At 57.4% G+C, this 23689-nt stretch carries 26 protein-coding genes; 4 read left to right on the top strand and 22 right to left on the bottom strand.

Features of this window, described 5'->3' with window-relative positions:
- Window positions 1-10 precede the first annotated feature (10 nt).
- On the top strand, window positions 11-697 hold the full coding sequence (locus tag ACR0AY_RS07545; RefSeq protein WP_170511175.1) for a CbiX/SirB N-terminal domain-containing protein: 687 nt from the start codon (window positions 11-13) through the stop codon (window positions 695-697).
- 25 nt (window positions 698-722) lie between these two features.
- Here the strand turns inward: ACR0AY_RS07545 and ACR0AY_RS07540 are convergent, their stop codons facing one another.
- The 5 genes from ACR0AY_RS07540 to ACR0AY_RS07520 form a co-directional block, all read right to left on the bottom strand.
- Entirely contained in the window at window positions 723-1721 is a 999-nt protein-coding gene (locus tag ACR0AY_RS07540) for a GGDEF domain-containing protein (RefSeq protein WP_170511177.1), read from the bottom strand.
- Window positions 1718-2305 carry a heme NO-binding domain-containing protein gene (locus ACR0AY_RS07535; protein ID WP_170424083.1) on the bottom strand — a complete coding sequence of 196 codons (588 nt, stop codon included), beginning with the start codon at window positions 2303-2305 and terminating at the stop codon, window positions 1718-1720. The genes ACR0AY_RS07540 and ACR0AY_RS07535 overlap by 4 nt, the downstream gene beginning before the upstream one ends.
- A gap of 123 nt (window positions 2306-2428) precedes the next feature.
- Complete coding sequence (locus tag ACR0AY_RS07530) at window positions 2429-3988, bottom strand: trimethylamine methyltransferase family protein (RefSeq protein WP_170511179.1); 1560 nt, start codon at window positions 3986-3988, stop codon at window positions 2429-2431.
- A 113-nt stretch (window positions 3989-4101) separates the two neighbouring features.
- Window positions 4102-4797 (bottom strand): HAD family hydrolase, encoded by a 696-nt coding sequence (locus ACR0AY_RS07525; RefSeq protein ID WP_170424087.1) that lies wholly within the window; start codon window positions 4795-4797, stop codon window positions 4102-4104.
- A gap of 19 nt (window positions 4798-4816) precedes the next feature.
- Window positions 4817-5101, bottom strand: a complete 285-nt coding sequence (locus ACR0AY_RS07520; RefSeq protein WP_170397013.1) for a DUF3572 domain-containing protein — start codon at window positions 5099-5101, stop codon at window positions 4817-4819.
- Window positions 5102-5184: 83 nt separating this feature from the next.
- Here ACR0AY_RS07520 and ACR0AY_RS07515 point away from each other — a divergent pair, with 83 nt between their 5' ends.
- Window positions 5185-6591 carry a diguanylate cyclase gene (locus ACR0AY_RS07515; RefSeq protein ID WP_480453917.1) on the top strand — a complete coding sequence of 469 codons (1407 nt, stop codon included), beginning with the start codon at window positions 5185-5187 and terminating at the stop codon, window positions 6589-6591.
- A 4-nt stretch (window positions 6592-6595) separates the two neighbouring features.
- Here ACR0AY_RS07515 and ACR0AY_RS07510 read toward each other — a convergent pair whose 3' ends face one another.
- Genes ACR0AY_RS07510 through ACR0AY_RS07495 form a run of 4 tightly spaced genes read right to left on the bottom strand, consistent with a single transcriptional unit; the run spans window position 6596 to window position 8479 of the window.
- A complete protein-coding gene (locus ACR0AY_RS07510; RefSeq protein WP_170397015.1) occupies window positions 6596-7069 on the bottom strand; it encodes a periplasmic heavy metal sensor in 474 nt (157 codons plus the stop codon).
- Window positions 7066-7410, bottom strand: a complete 345-nt coding sequence (locus ACR0AY_RS07505; protein WP_170511183.1) for a hypothetical protein — start codon at window positions 7408-7410, stop codon at window positions 7066-7068. The genes ACR0AY_RS07510 and ACR0AY_RS07505 overlap by 4 nt, the downstream gene beginning before the upstream one ends.
- Window positions 7403-8017 carry an RNA polymerase sigma factor gene (locus ACR0AY_RS07500; protein ID WP_170511185.1) on the bottom strand — a complete coding sequence of 205 codons (615 nt, stop codon included), beginning with the start codon at window positions 8015-8017 and terminating at the stop codon, window positions 7403-7405. Before ACR0AY_RS07500 ends, ACR0AY_RS07505 begins: the two co-directional genes overlap by 8 nt.
- Before the next feature lie 6 nt (window positions 8018-8023).
- A complete protein-coding gene (locus tag ACR0AY_RS07495) occupies window positions 8024-8479 on the bottom strand; it encodes an EF-hand domain-containing protein (RefSeq protein ID WP_170403961.1) in 456 nt (151 codons plus the stop codon).
- 222 nt (window positions 8480-8701) lie between these two features.
- On the opposite strand from ACR0AY_RS07495, the gene ACR0AY_RS07490 reads away from it, so the two are divergent.
- Window positions 8702-9097, top strand: coding sequence for a DUF983 domain-containing protein (locus ACR0AY_RS07490; RefSeq protein ID WP_170511187.1), 396 nt, complete (start codon window positions 8702-8704; stop codon window positions 9095-9097).
- On the top strand, window positions 9097-9798 hold the full coding sequence (locus ACR0AY_RS07485; protein ID WP_170511189.1) for an NUDIX hydrolase: 702 nt from the start codon (window positions 9097-9099) through the stop codon (window positions 9796-9798). The genes ACR0AY_RS07490 and ACR0AY_RS07485 overlap by 1 nt, the downstream gene beginning before the upstream one ends.
- Here ACR0AY_RS07485 and ACR0AY_RS07480 read toward each other — a convergent pair.
- From ACR0AY_RS07480 to ACR0AY_RS07420, 13 genes are all read right to left on the bottom strand, one after another.
- Window positions 9795-11462 carry a ribonuclease J gene (locus ACR0AY_RS07480; protein WP_170511191.1) on the bottom strand — a complete coding sequence of 556 codons (1668 nt, stop codon included), beginning with the start codon at window positions 11460-11462 and terminating at the stop codon, window positions 9795-9797. The two genes, ACR0AY_RS07485 and ACR0AY_RS07480, sit on opposite strands and share 4 nt — an antisense overlap.
- Entirely contained in the window at window positions 11459-12238 is a 780-nt protein-coding gene (locus ACR0AY_RS07475) for a type III pantothenate kinase (RefSeq protein ID WP_170397028.1), read from the bottom strand. The genes ACR0AY_RS07480 and ACR0AY_RS07475 overlap by 4 nt, the downstream gene beginning before the upstream one ends.
- Before the next feature lie 12 nt (window positions 12239-12250).
- On the bottom strand, window positions 12251-13000 hold the full coding sequence (locus ACR0AY_RS07470) for a biotin--[acetyl-CoA-carboxylase] ligase (RefSeq protein ID WP_170511193.1): 750 nt from the start codon (window positions 12998-13000) through the stop codon (window positions 12251-12253).
- 54 nt (window positions 13001-13054) lie between these two features.
- Entirely contained in the window at window positions 13055-14497 is a 1443-nt protein-coding gene (nuoN, locus tag ACR0AY_RS07465; protein ID WP_170511194.1) for an NADH-quinone oxidoreductase subunit NuoN, read from the bottom strand.
- 15 nt (window positions 14498-14512) lie between these two features.
- Window positions 14513-16057, bottom strand: coding sequence for an NADH-quinone oxidoreductase subunit M (locus ACR0AY_RS07460; RefSeq protein WP_170511196.1), 1545 nt, complete (start codon window positions 16055-16057; stop codon window positions 14513-14515).
- A complete protein-coding gene (gene nuoL / locus ACR0AY_RS07455) occupies window positions 16057-18186 on the bottom strand; it encodes an NADH-quinone oxidoreductase subunit L (RefSeq protein ID WP_170511198.1) in 2130 nt (709 codons plus the stop codon). The genes ACR0AY_RS07460 and nuoL overlap by 1 nt, the downstream gene beginning before the upstream one ends.
- Window positions 18187-18192: 6 nt before the next feature.
- Complete coding sequence (nuoK, locus tag ACR0AY_RS07450; protein ID WP_005984024.1) at window positions 18193-18498, bottom strand: NADH-quinone oxidoreductase subunit NuoK; 306 nt, start codon at window positions 18496-18498, stop codon at window positions 18193-18195.
- A gap of 4 nt (window positions 18499-18502) precedes the next feature.
- Window positions 18503-19105, bottom strand: coding sequence for an NADH-quinone oxidoreductase subunit J (locus ACR0AY_RS07445; RefSeq protein WP_170397038.1), 603 nt, complete (start codon window positions 19103-19105; stop codon window positions 18503-18505).
- A complete protein-coding gene (locus tag ACR0AY_RS07440) occupies window positions 19102-19512 on the bottom strand; it encodes a carboxymuconolactone decarboxylase family protein (protein WP_010442761.1) in 411 nt (136 codons plus the stop codon). The genes ACR0AY_RS07445 and ACR0AY_RS07440 overlap by 4 nt, the downstream gene beginning before the upstream one ends.
- A complete protein-coding gene (gene nuoI / locus ACR0AY_RS07435; protein WP_170397042.1) occupies window positions 19509-20003 on the bottom strand; it encodes an NADH-quinone oxidoreductase subunit NuoI in 495 nt (164 codons plus the stop codon). The genes ACR0AY_RS07440 and nuoI overlap by 4 nt, the downstream gene beginning before the upstream one ends.
- Window position 20004: 1 nt before the next feature.
- Window positions 20005-21042 carry an NADH-quinone oxidoreductase subunit NuoH gene (gene nuoH / locus ACR0AY_RS07430; protein ID WP_039534288.1) on the bottom strand — a complete coding sequence of 346 codons (1038 nt, stop codon included), beginning with the start codon at window positions 21040-21042 and terminating at the stop codon, window positions 20005-20007.
- Window positions 21043-21246: 204 nt separating this feature from the next.
- On the bottom strand, window positions 21247-23268 hold the full coding sequence (gene nuoG / locus ACR0AY_RS07425) for an NADH-quinone oxidoreductase subunit NuoG (RefSeq protein ID WP_480453913.1): 2022 nt from the start codon (window positions 23266-23268) through the stop codon (window positions 21247-21249).
- A gap of 2 nt (window positions 23269-23270) precedes the next feature.
- The gene (locus tag ACR0AY_RS07420) at window positions 23271-23675 is read right to left on the bottom strand and encodes a DUF5333 domain-containing protein (RefSeq protein WP_480453912.1); all 405 of its coding nucleotides are present in this window, start codon (window positions 23673-23675) and stop codon (window positions 23271-23273) included.
- Window positions 23676-23689 lie beyond the last annotated feature (14 nt).

The following is a 23689-nucleotide window of genomic DNA, read 5'->3' as shown; positions in this document are numbered from 1 at the left end:
GGAGCCCTGCATGACACAAGCCGTTATCGTCGCCCATGGCCAACCCTCGGACCCTGCACCTGCAGAAGCTGCGCTAGCAGCCTTTGCGCGAGAGGTAGATGAGTTATGTCAACGGGTTTCGGTATCGTCGGCCACATTGGCAGCCCCGCAGGCGTTGGAAAATTGCCTTGATGGATTGACCAGCGACACGGTTATCTACCCCTTATTCATGGCGCGCGGCTGGTTTGTCACCAGCGCTCTGCCAAAGCGGATTGGCCAGCGTTCTGTCACGATTCTGGACCCCATGGGTATCGATCCCGAACTGCCTGCCCTGATTACAGCGGCCATACATCAGGAACTGACGAACAGGGTTTGGAGCGCGGCGGACACAGATCTTGTGATCGCTGCACATGGCTCGGGCCGCAGCGCCAATCCGGCCATTGTCGCAAAGGGTTTCGCCGAGAATCTGGGTCGGCTTTCCGCGTTCAATAGCATTCGCACCGGGTTCGTTGAGCAAACCCCATCAATTGCGGACGCCGCCACCGGGTGCGGTGGCAAGGCGCTGTGCCTGCCGTTTTTTGCCTGCACCGGAGGCCATGTTTTGGAAGATGTACCCGAGGAGCTTGCCCGCGCCAGCTTTCATGGACACGTAATGCCTGTGATTTCAGAGCTTCCTCAGGTAAAACGACACATCGCGGCGGTGTTGGATACACAGTAGCGAAGCAATGGGGGGCCACCTGCAGTCAACCGGATTGCTGCGCATCCGATAGCTCGCAATAGAAACGGTGGCAGGATCGCCCGCTTCGTTTCGCGGCGTATAAAGCCAGATCGGCGGCATGAAGAATATCCTCGGCCTTGGGCACTTCGAATTGTGTCGAGAGTGCTGTACCAATACTTGCCGATATACGGCAGGTTGCCCCATCGAACTGCATCGGCTTGCACAGGCGTGAAATCAGGCGCCCTGCAATATCATCAAGCTTTGTACGATCGTTCATGCCCTTAAAAATCAAGACAAACTCATCACCCCCGACTCGGGCAACCGTGTCGTCGCTGCGTGTGACGTCCAGCATGATCTTTGCGGCTTGCTGCAGAACATAGTCCCCTGCAGCATGCCCCAATCGATCATTGACCGATTTGAAGAAATCCAGATCCAGATGCATCATTGCAAAACTCGATTTCGACGAAATCAAATGCCCCAGAATATGATCCATCGCACGTCGATTTTTCAGCCCGGTCAACGTGTCCGTATAGGCTTGTTCTTCTGCCGCCAGCATCGCACCTTGCAGACGCAAGTTCAGCGAGCGTGACGCTTCCATCGCGGCAGAATTTGCCTCGACCAGATACAACAATTCTATGGCCAGATCAGTGCCCGGGAAATCGGTGCTGGTCAGAGAATAGTCGCGTACCGCATCCAGTATCGAAATTCCAAACGACAGGTTGATGACCGCCCCGCAACCGCCAGGAAACGGCGCGATCAGACCTTTGAACGCAGTCTGCGGCCGGTCTTGAAACCTAAGGTGTAGCTTTCGGTCCGGCACCATCATCAGCGCAGCTACTGTCGTGATTGAGCGAGGGCGCACCAGTTCAAAGACATCCAGAAAGCTTTGGCCGACCATAGGCCGATCCGGGCGTAGCTTCTGCAGAGTTGGTCCAACCTGCCCGATCCGCCCCATGTCATCTACAAGGACGAACATCGGACATAAGGTGTCCAGCAACTGTCCAAGATCTGCGGTCTTGATCATGATTTACGTGCCCCAAGATCAAAGTGACGCCCTTCGGCAAACGCGCTTTCGATCAATGTGATTGAAATCAACTCAGCCCCGTTTTGGCACCCTTCATTGGACAGGATCACCAACGCCCCATAGTCATCCGCCATGGCTCGCAGTACACCGGTCATGACGCTGGAATACCCCGGCAAATCAGGAGTGCAATGCAGGTGATATTCCCCGGGCGAGTGTTCCTGCAATTCCAAATCCGGCAATCTCAGATCGGACACAGCAAGGCGGACGCGATCCGACAGATCATCAAGCGAATGCAGAAACTCCAAATAGGTGACCCCGCCAAAACGCAATAACCTGCGTAGATCTTCCATGTTCGAGTGTGAGACCAGATAAGTGCCCAAATCCTCAAGAAATTCGGATTTTGGGCGGTTCAAGTCAGCGCACAAAGCGTCGAGCACTCGGGTCGATATCTCCGTGTCATAGATCAACATCGCCTCGAACTCGTCAAATCCCAGCCCGGCCGTATGAGTCGCGCGCAACCAGCATTGACGCCCGTAGGTGGCGCAGACAAAGGATTGGATCGCCCTGTTGATCAGCCCGTGCATGTGTCGCCTCAGATTGAAAGACACTCTCAAGTGATCGCAGAAAGCTTAACAAACACCCAAAATCCGATACGGGATTATGAGAATCCGATCTAATCCCAAACTGAAGGGCGGATTGGGCAGCGATCAGAAATCGGTCGGCGCACCGCCTTCGGCCTTGCGGCGCTCAACAAACTCGGCCAGCTCCTCGCGGATCGCCTCATCCATCTTCGGGGCTTCGAAATTGTGCACGATCTCCTTGAACATCCGATGGGCACGTTCCGCAGTCCAGATACCACCAGCTGCTTCCCAGGCTTCGAAGTTTTTCCAGTCACTCAGGAACGGCTGATAAAATGCGGTGGTATAACGATCTTGCGTATGTTGGATGCCAAAGAAATGCCCGTCGTTTCCAACAGACCGGATCGCTTCAAGGGCGATGTCATCCGGGCCCGTTGCTGTCAGTTCCGGCTGCATATACCGCTGAATCTGCTGCAGGATTTCGCAATCCATGATGAATTTCTCGGGGCTTGCGATAAGGCCTCCTTCAAGCCAGCCTGCCGCATGATATACCATGTTGGTGCCTGACTGCACCGCCGCCCAAAGGGAATTCGAGGTTTCCCAAACCGACTGCCCATCGGGCACATTTGCCGCGCAAACGCCCGAGGACCGCATAGGCAAGCCATAATACCGTGCCATCTGCCCAGTCATCTGGGTCGAGCGCATGTATTCCGGTGTCCCGAATGCAGGCGCACCGGATTTCATATCGACATTCGAAGTAAAGGTCCCGATCACGCATGGAATACCCGGGCGAACATACTGAAACAACGCAATCGCGCACAGCGCTTCGGCAAGCGATTGTGCCACTGCGCCAGCCATCGTCACAGGGGCCATCGCCCCGGCCAGAGTGAAAGGCGTCACGACAATTGCCTGCCCACGCCGCGCAAGCCGCAGGCAGCCATCGATCATTGGATGGTCGTGTTTCAACGGTGAGGTCGAGTTGATGTTAGTGTACATCCGGGGCGTGGCCTCGAATTCCTCGTGGCTCAGGCCACCCGCGATACGCACCATCTCCATCACGTCTTCGACGCGCTCTTTCCCCAGCGAATAGGCATGCATTGCCTTATCAGTCAGGGTCAGCTTGTCATAAAGCACATCAAGGTGCCGTATGCTGGCGTGGATATCGACCGGCTCAACCGGATATCCACCTGCAAAGTGGATACAGTTGAAGTATTGCGTCAGCTTCAGCAGGTCCTGACACATCCGCCGGGTGCCGGGCACTTTTTTTCCGATTTCCATGTCCCAATAATTTGGTGGGGATGAAACATTGCCGAACAGAATGGTCTTGCCACCAATCTCGATCTGATGCTCCGGGTTGCGCGGCGTGATGGTAAATTTGTTGGGCGCCTTGCCCACCATTTCCATCACGAAATCCCGGTCCATACGGACGTTGTCGCCGGAAATTGTACAGCCCGCCTTGCGCAGGATCCCGATGGCTTCTTGATTGTAGAACTCGATGCCGATCTCTTCGAGAATCCGCATGGCACCTTCGTGAACCGCTTCGATTCCCTCGGGTCCCAACGGCTCGATTGGCTTGTCGATGTTTGTGGGCGGGTTCCAGGGCATCTGCTCGATCACCGCCGCGCCGCGCCTCGCGGCTGCGCCCGCGCGTCCACCACCGCGACGTTTGCGTGTCTTGCTCTCAGCCATCACCATCCTCCGCGCTTTCACTCCTATGAAAGCCCCGAAGATTCAGCATCGCCGTTCTGTCTGCGACAAGAGTTGTCGGTTTTATTATCTAACTCGGCGATTTGAAACCGAGGTTATTCGGTTTTCGACAACCAGCCGGGAATGTGCCCGATGTTGGGCAAGACGACATCCGCCAGCGGTTCGAGTGTTTTGGCCGTCGCCATGCCGGTCAGAACCCCGATGGTGACCATCCCTGCGGCGCGTCCCGCCTCTAGATCGTGAAGACTGTCACCAACCATCGCAACACGAGATGGCGCGACCTCGACATGCTGAGCAAAGGCCAATAGCTGCCCCGGACCTGGCTTGTAACCATGTCCGCTGTCATATCCGGCTACAAAATCAAAATGGTCTCGCACACCAACGGACTGCAGGTGCTGCAGGGCCGGCATTTCAGCATCGTTCGTCGCAACGCCCAGTTTCAGCCCGGCGCGCCGCAGCTCGGCAAGGAATGGTGCCAAGGGAACGGCTTGGATCTGCTCTGCGTTCGCTGACGCCCGGTTGAGTGTTTCGATCAGGTGCCCCAGAGATACCTCAGGCAAATGCGGTGTCAGAGCTGCAGCAACTTCATCGACCGTTCCGGCGATGACTACGCTATTCGGGTCGTAGCTCTCTTGTTCAAAATCAAATCCGATGGCCTTCCCCAACTCGGTCGCGCGCTGCACATCTCCATCAGAGAGCTGCAGCATCGCGATACGCCCGAACGCACCCCAAGTGGCTGCAAAATCAAAAAGAGTACCGTCCTTGTCGAACACGAGGGCGTCGATTGCCATGAAACAAATTTCCTTTGGGTTAGGTCCAGTGCATATCCGAAATTCCGGACAACGCGGCACGGGCTTGACCCGGCTCTTCGTAGGGCACGGAATTGGCGTCACAAAAAGCGATCACCCATGAATCGTCAAGCAGCAGAAAGTCCAACACAGACCCAAGAAATTCAGCCTCACCCGCACGGTCGCGCAAATCTTGTTCCGAGGCACCTGTCGCCCCCAGGAAAACGGGCAGCAACTCATCATTTCCCACCAGCCAGCCCAGCACATTCAGGGCCAGAGTTTCAGCGGAATTGGCGGAGATCGGCATAAACTGGCCTCGGACACTGTGTTGGAAAGGGTTTGTTAACCAGACTCATAAACACTTTAGCAACGCATGCAATCAAACGGTGAATGGCTATGTCTGTACAAGGCACCATACTCGTCCTCGACGGTGTTTCGACCAATCGCATAATGCTCAAGGTTCAGTTGACGGCCGCCTGGTACCAAGTCGTGCAGGGTGAGAAAGTGGCCGGGCTTGGTGCATTGCTGCGGCGGACACGGCCTGATCTGGTTCTTACAGCGCAAACTCTGCCCGACGGAAGCGCTGCGGATGTTAAGAAAGTGATGGCGGCAGATCCTGCTCTGATCGATGTGCCGATTGTTGCGATTGCACCGCAAAACGACAAAGCAGCGCGTTTGAAGGCACTGTCGGACGGGCTGGATGATGTGCTTGGCTATCCGTTCAAGGATACACTTCTATTGGCCCGCGTGCGCAGCTTGTTACGTACGCGCGCCGAACGGCAGGAATTAAACATCGAAGGTTCGGCCCAAACCATTGGCTTTGGCGAGGCGCCACAGGTGCTGATCGCCCCGCCATCGACGGCAGAGATCGCGATCCTGACGCAAACAGTTCGAACCAGCGCGTTGTGGAGTAATGCTCTGACCCATCAAACCCGGCATCGTGTGACCGGCCATACTCTGCCTGATCTCAAAGGCATCCTGTCCGGAACGATCCCGGACGCGATTGTTGTTGAGCTTGCACCGAATAGCTCGGGGCGGAACCTTCTGGCAGATCTTCGGTCGCGCGGTGCGACACGAAATACGGTGCTGATCGGTGTGTTGCCGGATGATAATCCCGCACTTGCGGCCGAGGCGCTGGACCGAGGTGCTGATGCGGTCTGCATGGGCGGGTTTCAGACAGATGAGATATGCTTGCGGCTTGAAACTCTGATCGCCCGCAAGACCCGAGACGACAGATTGCGAGCGACATTGCGCAGGGATTTGGCCGAATCCCTGATCGATCCGCTGACCGGACTGTTCAATCGCCGCTATGCGATGCGCGCGCTGGACCAGATCGCGCATCAGGCCCCAGAAACGGAACACGGATTCGCCGTGATGCTGGCCGATCTGGACCACTTCAAGGCAATCAATGACCGTTACGGTCACGCCGCGGGGGATTTGGTTCTGACCGAAACCGCGAAAAGGCTGCGAGTCGTGATAGGAAAAACCGGTTTTGTCGCGCGTATCGGCGGCGAAGAGTTCATGATAGGGCTACCGAATGCCTCAACCGACCAAGCGCTGAAGCAAGCGAAGCAGATCTGTGCAACAATTTGCGAAACACCTTTTCAGCTGCCGGATCGTCCGGCCCCAGTACCCGTAACGATCAGCGTGGGGGTGAAATTATGTACCCCGCCCGAACTCTCTCATCCAGGCGAAGCAGACCCGGTCGGTCGATTGATCAGCTCGGCGGACAAAGCACTTTATGCCGCCAAAAAAGCGGGCCGCAACCAGGTACAGATTCGGCAAAGCGCAGCGTGACTAGTCAGTCCCGTTTTTTGTGTTTGCGCGGGCCGCGTTTAACCACGTCCTCCAGCCGGTCCGCGTAAGCGGCACGTTGGTCATCATTCATGGCCGAGATCTGGGCCAGCCATTGCTGATGAAGCGCAGTCTGCAGATCAGCAGTTGCCTTCGACTGCTGTGCCAAAAGACTCGCAACCGCTGCGGGATCGAAAGGCACGGCCCTAAGCACTTGACTGAGAGCAGTAAAATCCTGCTTGCGCCGATGTGATCCTTTTCCGCGCAGGTCCGACAACTCACCCCTCAGAGCCTTTCGATCCGACTTTGGCAGCGCATAATACAGCGCCGGGCCAAATCCCGGAGGCGCATCGGCATGAGCGCTTCCTTTAAAGCGCAATGCCGCACCCAAAATGACTCCGACAATCAGCAGATTCAAAGCAAGAGAGACAACCAGCAATATCGGCATCCATTTGCGTTTGGGTGCGGGATGATCGCTCATTCTGCGTCCTCCAGATAGTTTTCGTCTAAATTCAGATCGGCCATCAGATAGGTCGTCTCTTGTGAGATGAAATAATCAACAGGGTCCGGCAAGAAGGTCGGCGCGGAGAACCCGATCCAGACGCCAGCTGCGCTTGCGGCCACAAGACCGCTCAACCCTTGCCACCCCCCGATAACGCCTATCTTTTGCCGCCATGTCCGCCGCTGCGGTCTTGCAGTCCGGGCCAGACGTATGGCTTCGGCATCAGTTTCGATGCGAACAGCAAGATCGTCAGGAAACGTATCCCGCGCCGCACGCGCCCGTGCAAACAGATGGTCGAGTTCGTTATCTTGATCAGCCATGTTCGTACCCCAGTTCATCCCGACGCCCCGCCAGTATCGCGGTCAGAGATCGTTTGCCACGCGCGGTCAGGCTTTCAACCGCCTCGACCGAAATATCCATGATCCCTGCGATTTCGGGATTGGACAATTCTTCGATGTGCCGCAGAACCACAGCCTGCCGCTGCCGGTCCGGCAAATGCTCCAATGCAGCCTGCAACGCGTCCTTGCGGGCACTCTCCTGCATCTGGTCGACCACACTGGCAGTCTCATCTTCGGGTTCGGCCACATTGTCCAACGCTTGAGGCCGCATTTTCCGGCGCAAGTCCACACATAGATTCAGTGTTACGCGATAGAGCCAGGTCGATAACTGCGCCTGCCCCGGCACCCAGTCAGGTGCCATCTTCCAAAGGCGCATCATCGCTTCTTGCGTCACGTCCTCTGCTTCGGCTGGGTTTCCCAGCATTCGCAAAGCCACGGAATAACTTCGCGGCCCCAACCGCCCGGTCAGCAGGCGGGCTGCCGTAGCATCGCCATCAGAAAACCGGCCCAGCAACTCTTCGTCGCTGGGCTCGGGCATGGCAGGTGTTCCGCCATGCTCGATGTCGGGATAAGAGGTCAGATCCTCCATCCCGCATCAGTTGTTGTCGGTGTCCGACTTCTGATGCCGCTTGTGTTTCCGGCCCATTTTGTCTTTTGCATCCGCGTATTCCTGCTCTGAGATCGAACCGTTGCCGTCGGCATCGATGCGCTCGAACATCTTGGAGGCGCGGCGCGGTTTCGGCAATTCATCTTCGCTAAGGAAACCATCCGCATTTGCGTCGTGCTTTTCGAACATCTTGGTGACACGCTCGTTGGCCTTGGTCTGCGCCGCAGCCTGCATTTCTTCGACGCTCAGTTGGCCGTCGCCATCCGTATCGGCAGCGGTGAATTTCTGGTTGCGATGTGTCTCGATCTCGGCCTGAGTCACCTGCCCGTCCCCGTCGGCATCCAGTTCCTGAAATGTCGCACGCGGGCCCTTGGCCAAAGCGGAAGTGCCGGTCACAGTAACTGCAGCTACGACGATTGCCGAAATGAAGCTTTTGGTTTTCATTACATAGTTCCCTGAATTTGGCGGCCATTTGCCGCTGTTGATACCTGTTCAAACGCGGCTTGGGCGGGTTTCCGTCGCTTCCGGCACAACTTTTTTTTGGTTTATTTGAAACGCCAATAGAAAATGATACGCTAAGCAGCAGCGCCACAAAGCGACGCACCCCCCTTTTCCGTTGGGTCTGATCCTGCCTATATGCCTTCAGGAAAGATGCGCGAGATACATATGATTGACCAAACTATTGACAGTTCGCTCGAAGAAGACCGCCCAACAAAACCCGCATTGATCCGAGGGTTCCGGTGCAAATGCCCGAATTGCGGTGAGGGTGCGCTGTTGCACAGCTATCTCAAGGTGAATGACACCTGTTCGGAATGCGGGCAGGAATTGTTCCATCATCGCGCTGATGACGGCCCGGCCTACCTGACGATCCTGCTGGTGGGGCACCTTCTGGCACCCGCCCTTCATGTCTCTTACGTGCAGTGGCGTCCCGATCCATGGACCATGGCGATTGCATTCTCGATCGGCTGCGTCGCGCTATCCCTGTTCCTCCTGCCCCGTCTCAAAGGGGCCGTTGTCGCCTATCAATGGGCGCGGCGGATGCACGGGTTTGGCAAGGCCTGATGACGGCGGATAAAACCGCAATCCGGGATGCTGCTACCGTAATCGTATTGCGTGATCGGTTCACAGACCCGTCGATCCTGATGGGCCAACGCGGTGCCAAGGCTGCGTTCATGCCGAACAAATTCGTGTTCCCGGGCGGCGCGGTTGATGCTTCCGATGCGGGCATCTCGCTCAGCACGCCATTGCCCGATCTATGCACCGATCGCCTGTCACAACAATCAGCGCCAAACTTGCAGACCTCTCTGGCTGTCGCGGCGATCCGAGAGTTGTGGGAAGAAACCGGGCTTATTCTGGGGCAACAAGGGGATTGGCAAGGCGCGATCCCGGCCGATTGGCAAAGCTTTGCGGCGATGGGCTACCTGCCGTCTGCAGAAGCACTGCAATTTGTCTTTCGCGCAGTCACACCACCGGGACGACCCCGCCGGTTCGACGCCAGGTTCTTTCTGGTCGATGCGGACGCGATTCAGGGGGGTCTTGACGACTTCACCCATGCCTCGGACGAGCTATCGCATTTGCAATGGGTCAAGATCAGCCAAGCGCGGGAGTACGACCTGCCCTTCATCACCGAAGTTGTTCTGGCCGAAGTCGCCGCCCGTGCAGAGGACCAGAACCCGCCTGAAACCGTTCCCTTCTTTCTCAACAACGAAGAGGCCAGCCTTTTCCTGCAGCTTCGGGGCTATCCGATGCCTTATGCAGATTAACGCATTCGGCTAACAACCACTGTTACCTCGGGTTTCTTGCCGATCTCGGCCTGCGCGGTCTGACGTGCGATCCGGCGCAACCCTTCTTCAAGTTTGTCGTCATCACGCAGCGTCTTTGCGCCCGCACGCATCAGGAACTGGTTCAGGTCCTCTTCCAGCACCTCAATCAGCCCCGCGCGGGATGATCCCATTTCGGGCAGGCCCATCGTATCGCACCACGGCTCACCCAGCGGTTCGTCTTCTTCGTCCAATATCACGGTGATGGTGATATGGCCGTTCAGCGCCATGCGAATCCGGTCGCGTACCACGCCGTCCAAGGCGCCGATTTTGACTGTACCATCCAGATAGGTCCGGCCAGTCTCGATATAATCCGCCACTTTGGGCGCATTCCCAGTCAGATCCAGCATAGTGCCGTTAACAGCGAGAATCCCAGTACGTCCGCCCGTTTCGGCCAGTTTGGCATGCTCACGCAAGTGGCGGTGTTCGCCATGCATCGGGATGACCATCTGCGGATCGATCAGAGCGTGAACCTTCTCAAGATCAGGCCGGTTGGCGTGACCCGAGACGTGATACAGACCAGAGCTGTCATCGACTACATCCACTCCCTTCTCACTGAGCTGGTTCATGATGCGGATCACGCCACGTTCATTGCCGGGAATAGTCTTGGACGAGAACAGAAACAGATCGCCCTCGTTCGCTTCTAGTCCGCGATACTTACCGCGCGCCAGTTGGGCGCTGGCTGCGCGGCGTTCGCCTTGGCTGCCAGTCACAATCAACATCAGGTTCGCGCGCGGCACGTCGACGGCCTCTTCGGCGCTGATAACCTTTGGAAAATCGGTCAGGATGCCGGTCTCGGTCGCCGCCTCGATCATACGCCGCATCGCACGACCCAGCAGAACGACCGAACGGCCGGCTTTCTGTCCCGCCTCTGCCAGCGTTTTCACGCGTGCCACGTTCGAGGCAAACGTGGTTGCGATGACCATGCCGCTGGCCTCTTGAACCAGACGGGTGATCTCGGGGCCGACTTCGGATTCCGAACGCCCGGGATGGCTTGAGAACACATTAGTACTGTCACAGATCAACGCTTTGACGCCGGGCTTTGCCACCTCGGCCCACAGATCGGGATCGAATGGTTCGCCCACGACCGGGTTGGAATCGAGCTTGAAATCCCCCGTATGCACCACGCGTCCGGCAGGCGAGTCGATAACGAGCCCTGCACTTTCAGGGATGGAATGCGAAACCGGCAGGAAACCAACGGTAAACGGGCCAGCCTTGATCTGTTCGGGCCATGGAGACGCAGTTTGCACCGCCTCGGTCGGGTGGCCGCGTTCTTCCATCTTGCGACGCGCGATATTGGCGGTAAAAGCGCGCGCGTAGACCGGCGCGCCTAAAGCCTCATAACAGTGGGCCACCGCCCCGACATGATCTTCGTGCGCGTGAGTGACAAAAACTGCTTCCAGCTGATCGGCGCGCTCTTTCAACCAGGTGATGTCTGCAAAGATCAGATCCACGCCGGGCGAGGTGTCCATGTCCGGGAAGGCAACGCCAAGATCCACAAGGATCAACCGCTCTTGCCCCGGCTTACCGTAACCATAGACATAGGCATTCATGCCGATTTCGCCTGCACCGCCCAGCGGCAGATAGATCAGTCGTTCACTGCTCATGTTGAGCCATTTTCCTTGTTATAGCGATGTATCACGGTCAACCCGTGCATCGTCAGATCATCCTCGATAGCGTCAAAACCCACGTCAGCCTGGTCAAACAGAGGCGCCAGGCCCCCGGTACCGACGACTTTCATCGCCATTCCGTATTCAGCTTTCACGCGCGAGATCAGCCCTTCGATCAGGCCGGAATATCCCCAATACACGCCGGACTGGATACAGCCAACCGTGTTTGTTCCAATCACTTTTTCGGGCCTCGTGATGTCGATATGCGGCAACGCCGCGGCACCCTGATGCAGTGCCTCAAGGCTCAGGTTCACGCCAGGGGCGATGATACCACCGACGTAGGCGCCGTCGGCTGCGACCACGTCGAAATTCGTGGCCGTCCCAAAGTCAACCACAACCACATTGCCGCCATGGCGGTCGAACGCCGCCGCCGCGTTGGCCAACCGGTCCGGACCGGGCACGGTGCCTTCGTCCACGCGCGGATTGACCGGCAGCAGGCAATCTGGCTTGCCAACAACAATCGGCCGGCATCCAAAAAAGCGATCAGCAAAGACCCGCAGGTTGAACACCACGCGTGGCACGGTTGAGGCGATGATCACATCCGAGATATCAGCTTCGATACCGTAGTGTTTCACCAAGGTTGAATACCAGGTGAAATAGGCATCCGCTGTGCGGGCATGGTGGGTTGAGGTGCGCAGAGTGCACAGGAACTTTTCGCCATCCCAGATCGAGAAAACGGTGTTGGTATTGCCGCAATCAATCGCCAGAAGCATCCCGCGCCCCTTTCAGAAGTACACATCCGCAGCCGGAATGCTGACCCGGCCCTTGGCGGTGTTTAGGACAAGGCTGCCACCCACGTCTACCGTTTCGAAGGTTCCAACCGTTTCGGACGTGGCTGTACGAGCGGTTATGACTTCGCCCAACCGCGCTGCTCGGGATAGCCAGGCGGTGCGGATAGGTTCGAACCCGTAAGTCATGAACTGGGTCTCATAATGCGCATAGGCTACCGCCAGTTCGGTTAGAAAATCCTCGGGGGTGGTGAGCGCGCCGGTTTCCGAAAGCAGAGAAACAGGTCGCACCGCTCCGGCTTCGACGCGATCAGTGCCCGGTGCCTCGGACAGGTTCACCCCAATACCTATCGCCAGATGTGACACACCCCGGCCCTGCCCCGTGCTTTCTAGCAGGATACCCGCTAGTTTTCCGCCGTTGAGCAGTACGTCATTGGGCCATTTCAGTGCCAAACCTACTGCGCGCCCCGTTACCGCCACACAGGCATCATACAGGGCGAGCGCTGCGACAAAACTTCGAAGGGCCGCCTGTTCCGGATCACTCGGCGGGCGCATCAGCAAAGTCGCTGCCAGATTACCTTTTGGGTTGGCCCAAGCTCGCCCGCGCCGACCACGCGCGGCGGTCTGATGATGTGCCATGATCCAGACCGGACCGGTCGCTGTTGGCGCAAGCCGCACCGCCTCATTCAGAGTACTGTCGACTTCTTTCAGTATATGCAGGCCATATCCCTGCGGCCATTCGCTCATGTCAAAAAGGCCCGGTCGCGCGACCGAGCCTCGGTTGATCGAAACGCGGCAGTATCAGTTGACAAGCGTCGCCGCAGCAGCTGCAGCTGCCGCTTCCACACCGAACTGATAAAATACGCCAATCAACATCAGAGCCGCAGAGCCCATCAGCGCTGCCCACAAAACCGGGGTCGAGCGGATGTCGATCGGGTCTTCATTCTCCGCCCCGAAATACATGTAGAACACGATCCGCAGATAGTAGAACGCACCAATGACCGAGGCGATGGCCGAGACGATCACCAGCCCGAACAGGTCGGCATCGATACCGGCTTGCCAGACGCCGAACTTGGCGAAGAAGCCCAGCATCGGTGGCACGCCCGCCAGACTGAACATCAAGATCAGGACCGCCAGAGCTTTGCCCGGATCGCGCTTCGAGAACTGACGTAGCGCATCAATATCAGTGACCGGTTTGCCATCACGCTCCATCATCAGGATGAATGCGAAGGTTCCTATGTTCATCGTCACATAGATGGCCAGATACATCAGCATTGCCTTGATGCCCATCTCGGTCCCGGCGGCCAGTCCGATCAGAGCATATCCCATATGGGCAATCGACGAAAACGCCATCAGCCGCTTGATGTCCCGCTGCCCGATGGCCGCAACCGCGCCCAGCAGCATCGACAGGACCGAAAGCAGCACGATCACTTGCTGCCAATCCTTGATCACGCCTCCGAATGCGTCATGCATCAGGCGCGCGAACAAGGCCATCGCAGCCACTTTCGGAGCGGTGGCGAAGAACGCGGTAATCGGGGTCGGTGACCCTTCATACACATCCGGCGTCCACATGTGGAACGGCACGGCCGAGACCTTGAAGGCCAGACCCGAGATCATGAACACCAGGCCAAACAGGAGGCCAATCGAGACATCTCCATGATGCACCGTTTGGATGATGCCCGAGAACAGCGTGGTGCCAGTGAAGCCGTAAACCAGCGACGCACCATAGAGCAGCAAGCCAGAACTCAACGCGCCCAGCACGAAGTATTTCAGACCGGCTTCGGTGGATTTGGCACTGTCGCGCCGCAAGGCGGCCACGACGTAAAGCGAGAGCGACTGCAGCTCAAGCCCCATATAAAGCGACATCAGATCGCCTGCGCTAACCATCATCATCATGCCTACAGCCGCAAGTGCGACCAGCAGAGGATATTCAAAGCGCAGCAGATCGCGGCGCGCCATATATTCTTGGCTCATCAGCAATACCGCAGCGGCGGACAGCAGAATCGCAACCTTTGCAAATCGAGCAAAGCCGTCATCCACAAACATGCCGTTGAAGGCCACGTTGGTACCTTCGCCATTCATCGCAATCCAGATTGCCAACACCGCCATCAGACCTGAAGTGGCCCAGACCAGCATGGGGGCCAGAGCATCCTTGGTGGTGTAGACAGCCCCGATCAGCGCCGCCATCGCATAAATTGCCAGAACAATTTCCGGCAGGATGATTGTCAGATCAGCCTGGATCATGTCTCCAAAGCCCCCTTAATGCGAAGCGGCTGTCTGGGTTGCGGCTTCAGCCGCGGCCAGAGCCGTGTCATAGTTCGAGATTAGCGCTGCGGTGGATTGCCCGATCACATCGGTCACCAGCGAGGGATAAACCCCAAGCAGAATGGTCATCACGATCAGCGGCGCGAAGATCAGCCGCTCGCGCGAACTCATGTCTGTGATGGCCTTGAGGCTTTCCTTGATCAGATCTCCAAAGACTACCCGGCGATAGAGCCATAGCGCATAGCCCGCTGAGAAGATCACACCGGTTGCAGCCACAACCGTCACCCAGGTGTTGACCTGGAAAGCGCCCATCAGGGTCAGGAATTCCCCGATGAAGCCCGATGTACCAGGCAAGCCGACATTGGCCATGGTGAACAGCATGAAGACCAGAGCGTAAGCCGGCATCCGGATGACCAAACCGCCATACGCCTCGATATCGCGGGTGTGCATCCGGTCATAGATCACGCCAACACACAGGAAGAGCGCTGCTGAAATGAACCCATGACTGAGCATCTGGAAGATCGCGCCATCAATGCCCTGCTGGTTCGCTGCAAAGATACCCATGGTCACAAAGCCCATATGCGCGACCGAGGAATAGGCGATCAGCTTCTTCATATCTTCCTGCACCAGCGCAACCAGAGAGGTGTAGACAACGGCAATCGCCGACATCCACAGAACCACGTCGGTCATCACCGCAGCCCCCACTGGGAACATCGGCAGGCTGAAGCGCAGGAAGCCATAGCCGCCCATCTTCAACAGGATCGCCGCCAGCACGACCGAACCCGCCGTCGGCGCCTGAACGTGCGCATCCGGCAGCCAGGTATGCACCGGCCACATCGGCATCTTCACCGCGAACGACGCGAAGAAGGCCAGGAACATCAGCGTCTGCATGCCGCCGACGATATAGATGCCCAGCACGCTGAACCCTTCGGACGAGAACTGATGGCTCATCAGCGCCTCGATATCCGTGGTGCCCGCATCCGCATACATCGCAACCATCGCCACCAGCATCAGCACCGAGCCGAGGAAGGTGTAGAGGAAGAACTTGAAGCTGGCATAAATGCGGTCTTTGCCGCCCCAAATACCGATGATCAGGAACATCGGGATCAGGCCCGCCTCGAAGAACAGGTAGAACAGCACAAGATCCAGCGCCATGAACACGCCCAGCATCAGCGTTTCCAGCAGCAGGAATGCGATCATGTATTCCTTGACCCGGTCCGTGACCTGCCAGCTGGCCAGAATGGTCAGCGGCATGATGAAGGTGGTCAGCAGCACGAAAAGAACGCTGATACCATCGACACCCATCTTGTACTTCAAGCCCAGCAGCCACTCGCCCTCTTCCACCATCTGGAAGCCGGTGTTGGACGGATCAAAGCCGGTATAGATGCCGATTGAGACCAGAAAGGTCACGGTTGTGGCCACCAGCGCAACCCATTTGGCGTTGCGCTGCGCGGCTACGTCCTCGCCATGCAGAAACAGGGCCAGAATGCCTGCTGCGATGGCGGGGATGAAGGTGACAATAGATAGGATATTGTCCATTAGTTTGCGCCTCCGCCGATTGACATCCAGGTGACAAGAGCGGCGATGCCCAAAACCATCCAGAAGGCGTAAGTAAAGATGTAACCCGTCTGAGCTTTGCCTGCGAGGCGGGTAAAGAAGGGCACGACGCCCATCGAAACCCCGTTCAGGAAGCCATCAATCGTGTTGCCGTCACCGCGTTTCCACAGGAACCGACCCAGCGCAATGGTAGGTTTGACAAAGATCGCGTCGTAGATCTCGTCAAAGTACCACTTATTCTTGAGAAACAGGTACAGCGGCCGCTGGTTCGCCGCCAGACGAGCGGGCAGCGACGTGTTCACGATGTAGAACCAATAGGCGACGACAAAACCCAGCAGCATAGCAACAAAAGGCGATACTTTGACCCATTTCGGAGCCTCATGCGCATCGTTCAGGACATTGTTGTCAGGTGCCATATACAGCGCGCCTTCGCCCGGCTCACCGCCAAAGCTGGCATGCTTTTTGTCCGCCTTGTAGTCACCCTCGCCTTTATCAGCCTTCGCGTCGACTTGGTCGTCATCTGCCTTGGCCTCACCATGAGATGCGTCTGCGGCAACTTCGCCATGACCGCCGGTCTCTTCCGCCAGCGGAATGCCGTAGAACTTGGCCACTTTATCGGTGTAGCCGAAGAACTGGTTGTACCACAGCATCCCCGAGAACACCGCGCCCAGCGACAGCACGCCCAGTGGGACCAGCATGACCATTGGACTTTCATGCGCGTGCTCATGCGTGTGCTTGTCGCCACGCGGCTCGCCATAGAAGGTCAGGAATATCAGACGCCAGCTGTAGAATGAGGTGAACACCGCTGCGATTACCAACATCCAGAAGGCATAACCTGTGCCACCTACAAAGGCGCTTTCGATTATGGCATCCTTCGACAGGAACCCGGCGAAGCCAAACGTGGTCAGCGGGATGCCCACACCGGTAATGGCCAGCGTGCCGATCATCATCGCCCAGAACGTATAGGGGATTTTCTTCCGCAGACCACCGTACTCGGTCATCTCCTGCTCATGATGCATTGCATGGATCACTGAACCGGCACCAAGGAACAGCAGCGCCTTGAAGAACGCGTGCGTCAGCAGATGGAACATCGCGGCTGAGTACATGCCAACGCCGGCGGCGACAAACATGTAACCCAATTGCGAACAGGTCGAATACGCAATGACCCGCTTGATATCGGTCTGCACCAAGCCCACGGTTGCTGCGAAAAACGCAGTCGAAGCGCCAAGGAAGGCTATGAACCCGGTGGCCCCCGGTGCGAACTCCATCAGCGGCGACATACGGCAGACCAGGAACACACCTGCGGTAACCATGGTCGCAGCGTGGATCAGCGCGGACACAGGGGTCGGACCTTCCATCGCATCCGGCAGCCAGGTGTGTAGTATCAACTGCGCCGATTTACCCATCGCGCCAATGAACAGCAGAACACAGATCACCTCGATCGCAGTCCACTCACCCCAGAGGAAGCTCAGTTTTTCCTCCGCCAATGCCGGGGCCGACGCGAATATGTCTGAGAAATTGATGCTGTCGGTCAGGAAGAACAGCGCGAAGATCCCCAGCGCAAAGCCGAAATCGCCCACTCGGTTCACGATGAACGCTTTCATCGCCGCTGCATTGGCGCTGGGCTTGCGATAATAAAACCCGATCAGCAGGTACGAGGCGACACCCACGCCTTCCCAGCCAAAGAACATCTGAACCAGATTGTCCGCCGTCACCAGCATCAGCATGGCGAAGGTGAAGAACGACAGATAGGCAAAGAAACGCGGCTTATAGCTTTCGCCTTCACGCCATTGCGGGTCGTGATCCATGTAGCCGAACGAATACAAGTGAACCAGCGCCGAAACGGTCGTCACCACGATCAGCATGATCGCCGTCAGACGATCCAGACGAATGGCCCAGCTTGTCGACAGCGAACCACTTTCGATCCAGCGCATGATCTCGATCTGCTGGGTGTGGCCGTCAAATGAAAGGAAGACGATCCAGCTGAGCAGGCAGGCCAGAAACAGCAGGCCCGTGGCAGTCCACATGGCGGCTTTCTCACCAATGAAGCGCCAGCCAAAACCGCAGATCAACGCACCCACGAGCGGGGCAAAGAGGATGGTGGTTTCCATATTCTCTTACCCCTTCATCATATTGACGTCTTCAACCGCGATGGTGCCACGGTTGCGGAAGAAGCAGACCAGAATGGCAAGACCAATCGCCGCCTCAGCCGCCGCAACTGTCAACACGAACAGCGTAAAGACCTGCCCGACCAGATCGCCGAGGAAACTAGAGAACGCCACGAGGTTGATATTCACCGCCAGCAGCATCAACTCGATGCTCATCAGCAGGATGATGACGTTCTTGCGGTTCAGGAAGAGACCAAAAATGCCGATGACGAATAGCGTCGCCGCGACCGTAAGATAGTGTTCAAGTCCGATCATCGTCTCAAAGTCCCTGCCCCGGTTTCACGTCCTTCAACTCCATCGCTTTGGCCGGGTCGCGCATCATCTGGCCGATGATGTCCTGACGCTTGATGTCCTGACGGTGGCGCAGTGTCAGCACAATGGCACCGATCATGGCCACCAGCAGGATCAGGCCCGCCAGTTGGAACAGAAGGAAGTATTGATCGTATAGAATGACGCCTAGCGCCTCAGTGTTGTGGCGGTCGCTCGGTACCGGCTGCGCCAGATTGGCGGCGGCACCCTGCGCGCTGTCCCATGCTCCGATGGCCATGACGAACTGCATCAGGATCACCAATCCGATCAACAGCGCCAGCGGCATGTAGCGCGCCATCTCGGCCTTCAGCTCGGCAAAGTCCACATCCAGCATCATCACCACGAAGAGGAACAGAACCGCGACCGCGCCGACGTAAACGATAATCAGCAGCATCGCCACGAACTCGGCCCCCAGCAGCACGAACAGGCCCGCCGAGGACAGAAAGGACAGGATCAGCCACAGCACCGAATGCACCGGCTGGCGGCTGATCACCGTGAACAGCCCGCCGGTGATGGCGCTGATGGCAAACAGATAGAAGGCAAAGACGGTCATTGATCCTCATCCTCGTTATCACCCATGACCTCTTGCGCCAGATCCAGCGCACGGGTCATGGCCGGGATGCCGGCAAAGACCGACATCTGACCGATCGTTTCCACGATCTCTTGTTTTTTGGCGCCAGCTTCCAGCGCGTGGCGCACGGTCTGACGCACCGCCGAGTCCGCCTGAGCGCCCTGACAGGTCAGCCCGGCCAGCGTCAGCAGAAGGCGCGTTTTGGCGTCCAGCCCGTCCTTGTTGACGGTATTGCCGAACATCATCTCCATGACCTCTTTCGGCATGGTCGGCCACAGCGCCTCGAACCCTTTGGGCGAGAAATTTTCCATCGCCGGGTTCATCGCCTTGGCCATGTCCTGAGCTTGCTTCATCATCAGCTCGAACGGATTTGTCGGACTGTCACTCATCTGTACGGCGCGTCCATTTCCAGATTGCGAGCGATTTCGGCTTCCCAGCGTTCGCCATTATCCAGCAGTTTCTGCTTGTCGTAGAACAACTCTTCCCGGGTTTCGGTGGCGAATTCGAAATTCGGGCCCTCGACGATGGCATCAACCGGACATGCCTCCTGGCAGAAACCGCAATAGATGCATTTGGTCATGTCAATGTCATAGCGCGTGGTGCGGCGGCTTCCGTCTTCGCGCGGCTCGGCATCGATGGTGATGGCTTGTGCAGGACAGATCGCTTCGCACAGTTTGCAGGCGATGCAGCGTTCCTCACCGTTCGGATAACGGCGCAGGGCATGTTCACCCCGGAACCGCGGGGACAAGGGCCCCTTTTCATGCGGGTAGTTCACGGTGGCTTTTGGGGCGAAGAAATACTTCAAGCCCAATTTCATTCCGACCCAGAAGTCCTGCAGCAGGAAATACTTGGCGGCGCGGGTGTAGTCGATTTGAGTCATATCAGCCTCCTACGCTCCAACGGGCAAACGCGCCCCAGAACCAGTCGAATTTCGCCGCGAAGGCCACGAAGACGACCCAGACGAGGCTGAACGGCAAGAACACTTTCCAACCCAGGCGCATCAACTGGTCATAGCGGTAGCGGGGTGTGATCGCCTTGACCATCGCGAAGATGAAGAAGAAGAACGCCATCTTGGCAACCATCCACAATACGCCGTCAGGCAGGCCTGGGATCGGGGACAGCCAGCCGCCAAAGAACAGCAGTGTGGTCAGAGCACACATCAGGAAGATGGCGATGTATTCACCAGCCATGAAAAGCAGGAAAGGCGTGGCCGAGTATTCGACCTGATAGCCTGCAACCAGTTCCGATTCCGCCTCGGGCAGATCGAAGGGTGGACGGTTGGTTTCAGCCAATGCCGAGATGAAAAACAGGAACACCATCGGGAAATGCGGCAGCCAGTACCAGCTGAAGAACCCGAACGAGCCATCCTGTGCGCGGACGATATCACCAAAGTTCATCGAACCGGTCGAGATGATGATGCCGATGATGATTAGACCGATGGATACCTCGTATGAAATCATCTGCGCGGCAGAGCGCAGCGACCCAAGGAATGGATACTTTGAGTTCGACGCCCAACCACCCATAATCACGCCATAAACCTCAAGCGATGAGACTGCGAAGACATAGAGGATGGCGACGTTGATGTCCGACAGGACCCAGCCATCGTTGAACGGGATCACCGCCCAGGCGATCATCGCGAGGACAAAACTGGTCAATGGTGCGAGGATAAACACCGTACGGTCGGCACCTGCGGGAATGACGACCTCTTTCACCACATATTTCAGTGCGTCCGCCACCGATTGCAGCAGGCCGTATACGCCGACAACGTTGGGGCCGCGACGCATCTGGACGGCGGCCCAGATCTTGCGGTCGCCGTAAACGAGGAACAACAGCGAGATCATCACGAACGCAACAACAGCAAGCACTTGCGCCAGAATGATGATGGCTATTCCGCCTGGGGTGTTAAAGAAGTCAGCCATTGGTCCTCACACCGTGGGTATTTTGGTTTCCGCGTGCGATGCAAAGGCCAGATGCCTGCGCAATCTGCGGCTGGGTCGGCGCGTTGGTGTAAACAGCATCTGCCGTCTGTACGCCACCCTTAATCTTCAATTTCACACGCAAATCCGGCGCGGCTATCTGCCACCCGGGCACCGCGTACGTCTGCGATATGAAACGTTTCTGGTTCATTCAGCCGCAATCTTCTCAGTCTTGCGGGTCTGCGCCTGTGCCGATAGTTCGGCCATCAATTGCGAGGCGCGGGCAATCGGGTTGGTCAGGTAGAAATCCTTGATTGCATTGCGGAAGCTGGCTTCTCCCAATTTTCCGGCTTGTAGCGCCGCTGCTTCATTCTCAATCACCTCATCAATGCGCGCCAGATGCGGAACAGATTCGAGCAAGGAGGTGCGCAACTGAGCCAATGTATCGTAGGGCAGAGTAGCCCCCAGCTCGGCAGACAACGCCCTTAGGATTGCCCAGTTTTCCTTGGCCTCTCCCGGTGCAAAGCCTGCGCGCATGGCGAGTTGAGGACGCCCTTCGGTGTTCACGAACAGACCGTTTTCTTCTGTGTAAGCCGCCCCCGGCAGGATCACATCTGCGCGGTGCGCGCCACGATCGCCGTGACTGCCCTGATAGATCACAAAAGCACCCTCGCCGATCTCGACTTCGTCAGCACCGAGGTTATAGATCACATCGGCCGCGTTGACCGCCTCCATGCCACTTTCGTTGGTCGCATCCACATCCATCGCACCTACGCGCGATGCCGCGGTGTGCAGAACGATCAGCCCACTTTCGGTATTGCTTGCAATGGCTTGCGCGGCGGCCAGAACGGCAGAGCCATCGGTCTCCTGTAGCGCGCCCTGCCCGACGATGACAAGAGAGCGCTTGCTCTTGATCTCATCATCACCACCCATATCAACGATGGTCTGCAGCGCGGCACGGTCGCTGCCTACATGGTGATACTCATAGGTCAGATCGACGGCAGGCCCGACCAAGGCCACCTCGGCGCCGTGTGCCCAGGCCTTGCGGATACGAGCATTCAAAACCGGAGCCTCGTCACGCGGGTTGGTCCCGATCAACAGGATACGTTCAGCTGCATCAATATCTTCGATTGCCGCGGTCCCGGCATAGGCTGCTCGGTTACCCGCAGGCAGTTTGGCGCCGTCGGTGCGGCACTCAACGATACCGCCTTGCCCTTCGATCATCTGTTTCAGCGCATAGATGGCCTCAACCGAAGCCAGATCACCTACGATCCCAGCCGGTTTCTCGGCCCCCTTAAGAACCTCAGCAGCTTTGTTCAGTGCTTCTGGCCATGTGGCAGGACGCAGCTTGCCGTTTTCGCGCACATAAGGCCTGTCCAGTCGCTGACGCCGCAAGCCGTCCCAGACAAAGCGGGTCTTGTCGCTGATCCATTCCTCGTTCACGCCGTCATGGTTGCGCGGCAGAAAGCGCATCACTTCACGCCCTTTGGTATCTACACGGATGCTTGAGCCCAAAGCGTCCATCACGTCGATACTCTCGGTTTTGGTCAGTTCCCAAGGGCGAGCGGTGAATGCATATGGCTTCGAGGTCAACGCCCCTACCGGGCACAGATCGATGATGTTGCCCTGCAGGTTCGAATCCAGCGTCTGGTTCAGGTACGAGGTGATCTCGGCATCCTCGCCGCGTCCGGTCTGACCCATCTGGGTGATCCCGGCGACCTCTGTGGTGAAGCGCACGCAACGGGTACAACTGATGCAGCGAGTCATCGCGGTGCCAACCAGCGGACCAAGGTCCAGATCATCCACGGCACGCTTGGCTTCTTTGAAGCGCGTGCCTGACAGACCATAGGCCATGGCCTGATCCTGCAAGTCACACTCACCGCCCTGATCGCAGATCGGGCAATCCAGCGGGTGGTTGATCAGCAGAAACTCCATCACCCCTTCGCGGGCCTTCTTGACCATGGGCGAGTTCGTCTTGACCACCGGTGCCTGCCCTTCGGGACCCGGACGCAGATCGCGCACCTGCATCGCGCAGGAGGCCGCTGGTTTCGGCGGGCCGCCCACGACCTCGACCAGACACATCCGGCAGTTCCCGGCAATCGACAGACGCTCGTGATAGCAAAAGCGCGGCACTTCGACCCCGGCCTGCTCGCAGGCCTGGATCAGTGTCATCGCGCCATCGACTTCGATTTCCTGCCCGTCGATATTGACTTTGCGGAGGTCAGACATCGCTAGTTCGCCCTCAAATACACGCCGATGGCGCTGTTTCTTTCAATCTCTTTCCGCCCCAACGTGCAGAAAGAATTGGGATTTTCATAAGACACGCCGTTTTGGGTCAGATATGCCTCACCCTTGGCACGCATCCTGTCTTTCTCGGCATCCGAGTCCACATAGGCGCGGATTTCCTTGTCCGAATATCCCAGTTTGTTCGCCTTGGACCGCAGATCCCACATCACCCCAATCGCCTTAAGTCGACGCCCGCTGATCGACGGACAGTACTCCGAAATCTCATTTGCGATCGCGATGTAGTAGAGTTCGTTGTCGATCTCTTTGACATCCCTCAAGGGTGGTTTGGCTTCGGCCATTACAGGCATCAAAATCGCGCAAATCGCGGCCAGAAGTCGTACAACAGTCATGACATTTCCTTTCG

It is taken from the genome of Ruegeria sp. A5 (assembly GCF_056543005.1).
This window is presented reverse-complemented; position numbering and strand designations above follow the sequence as displayed.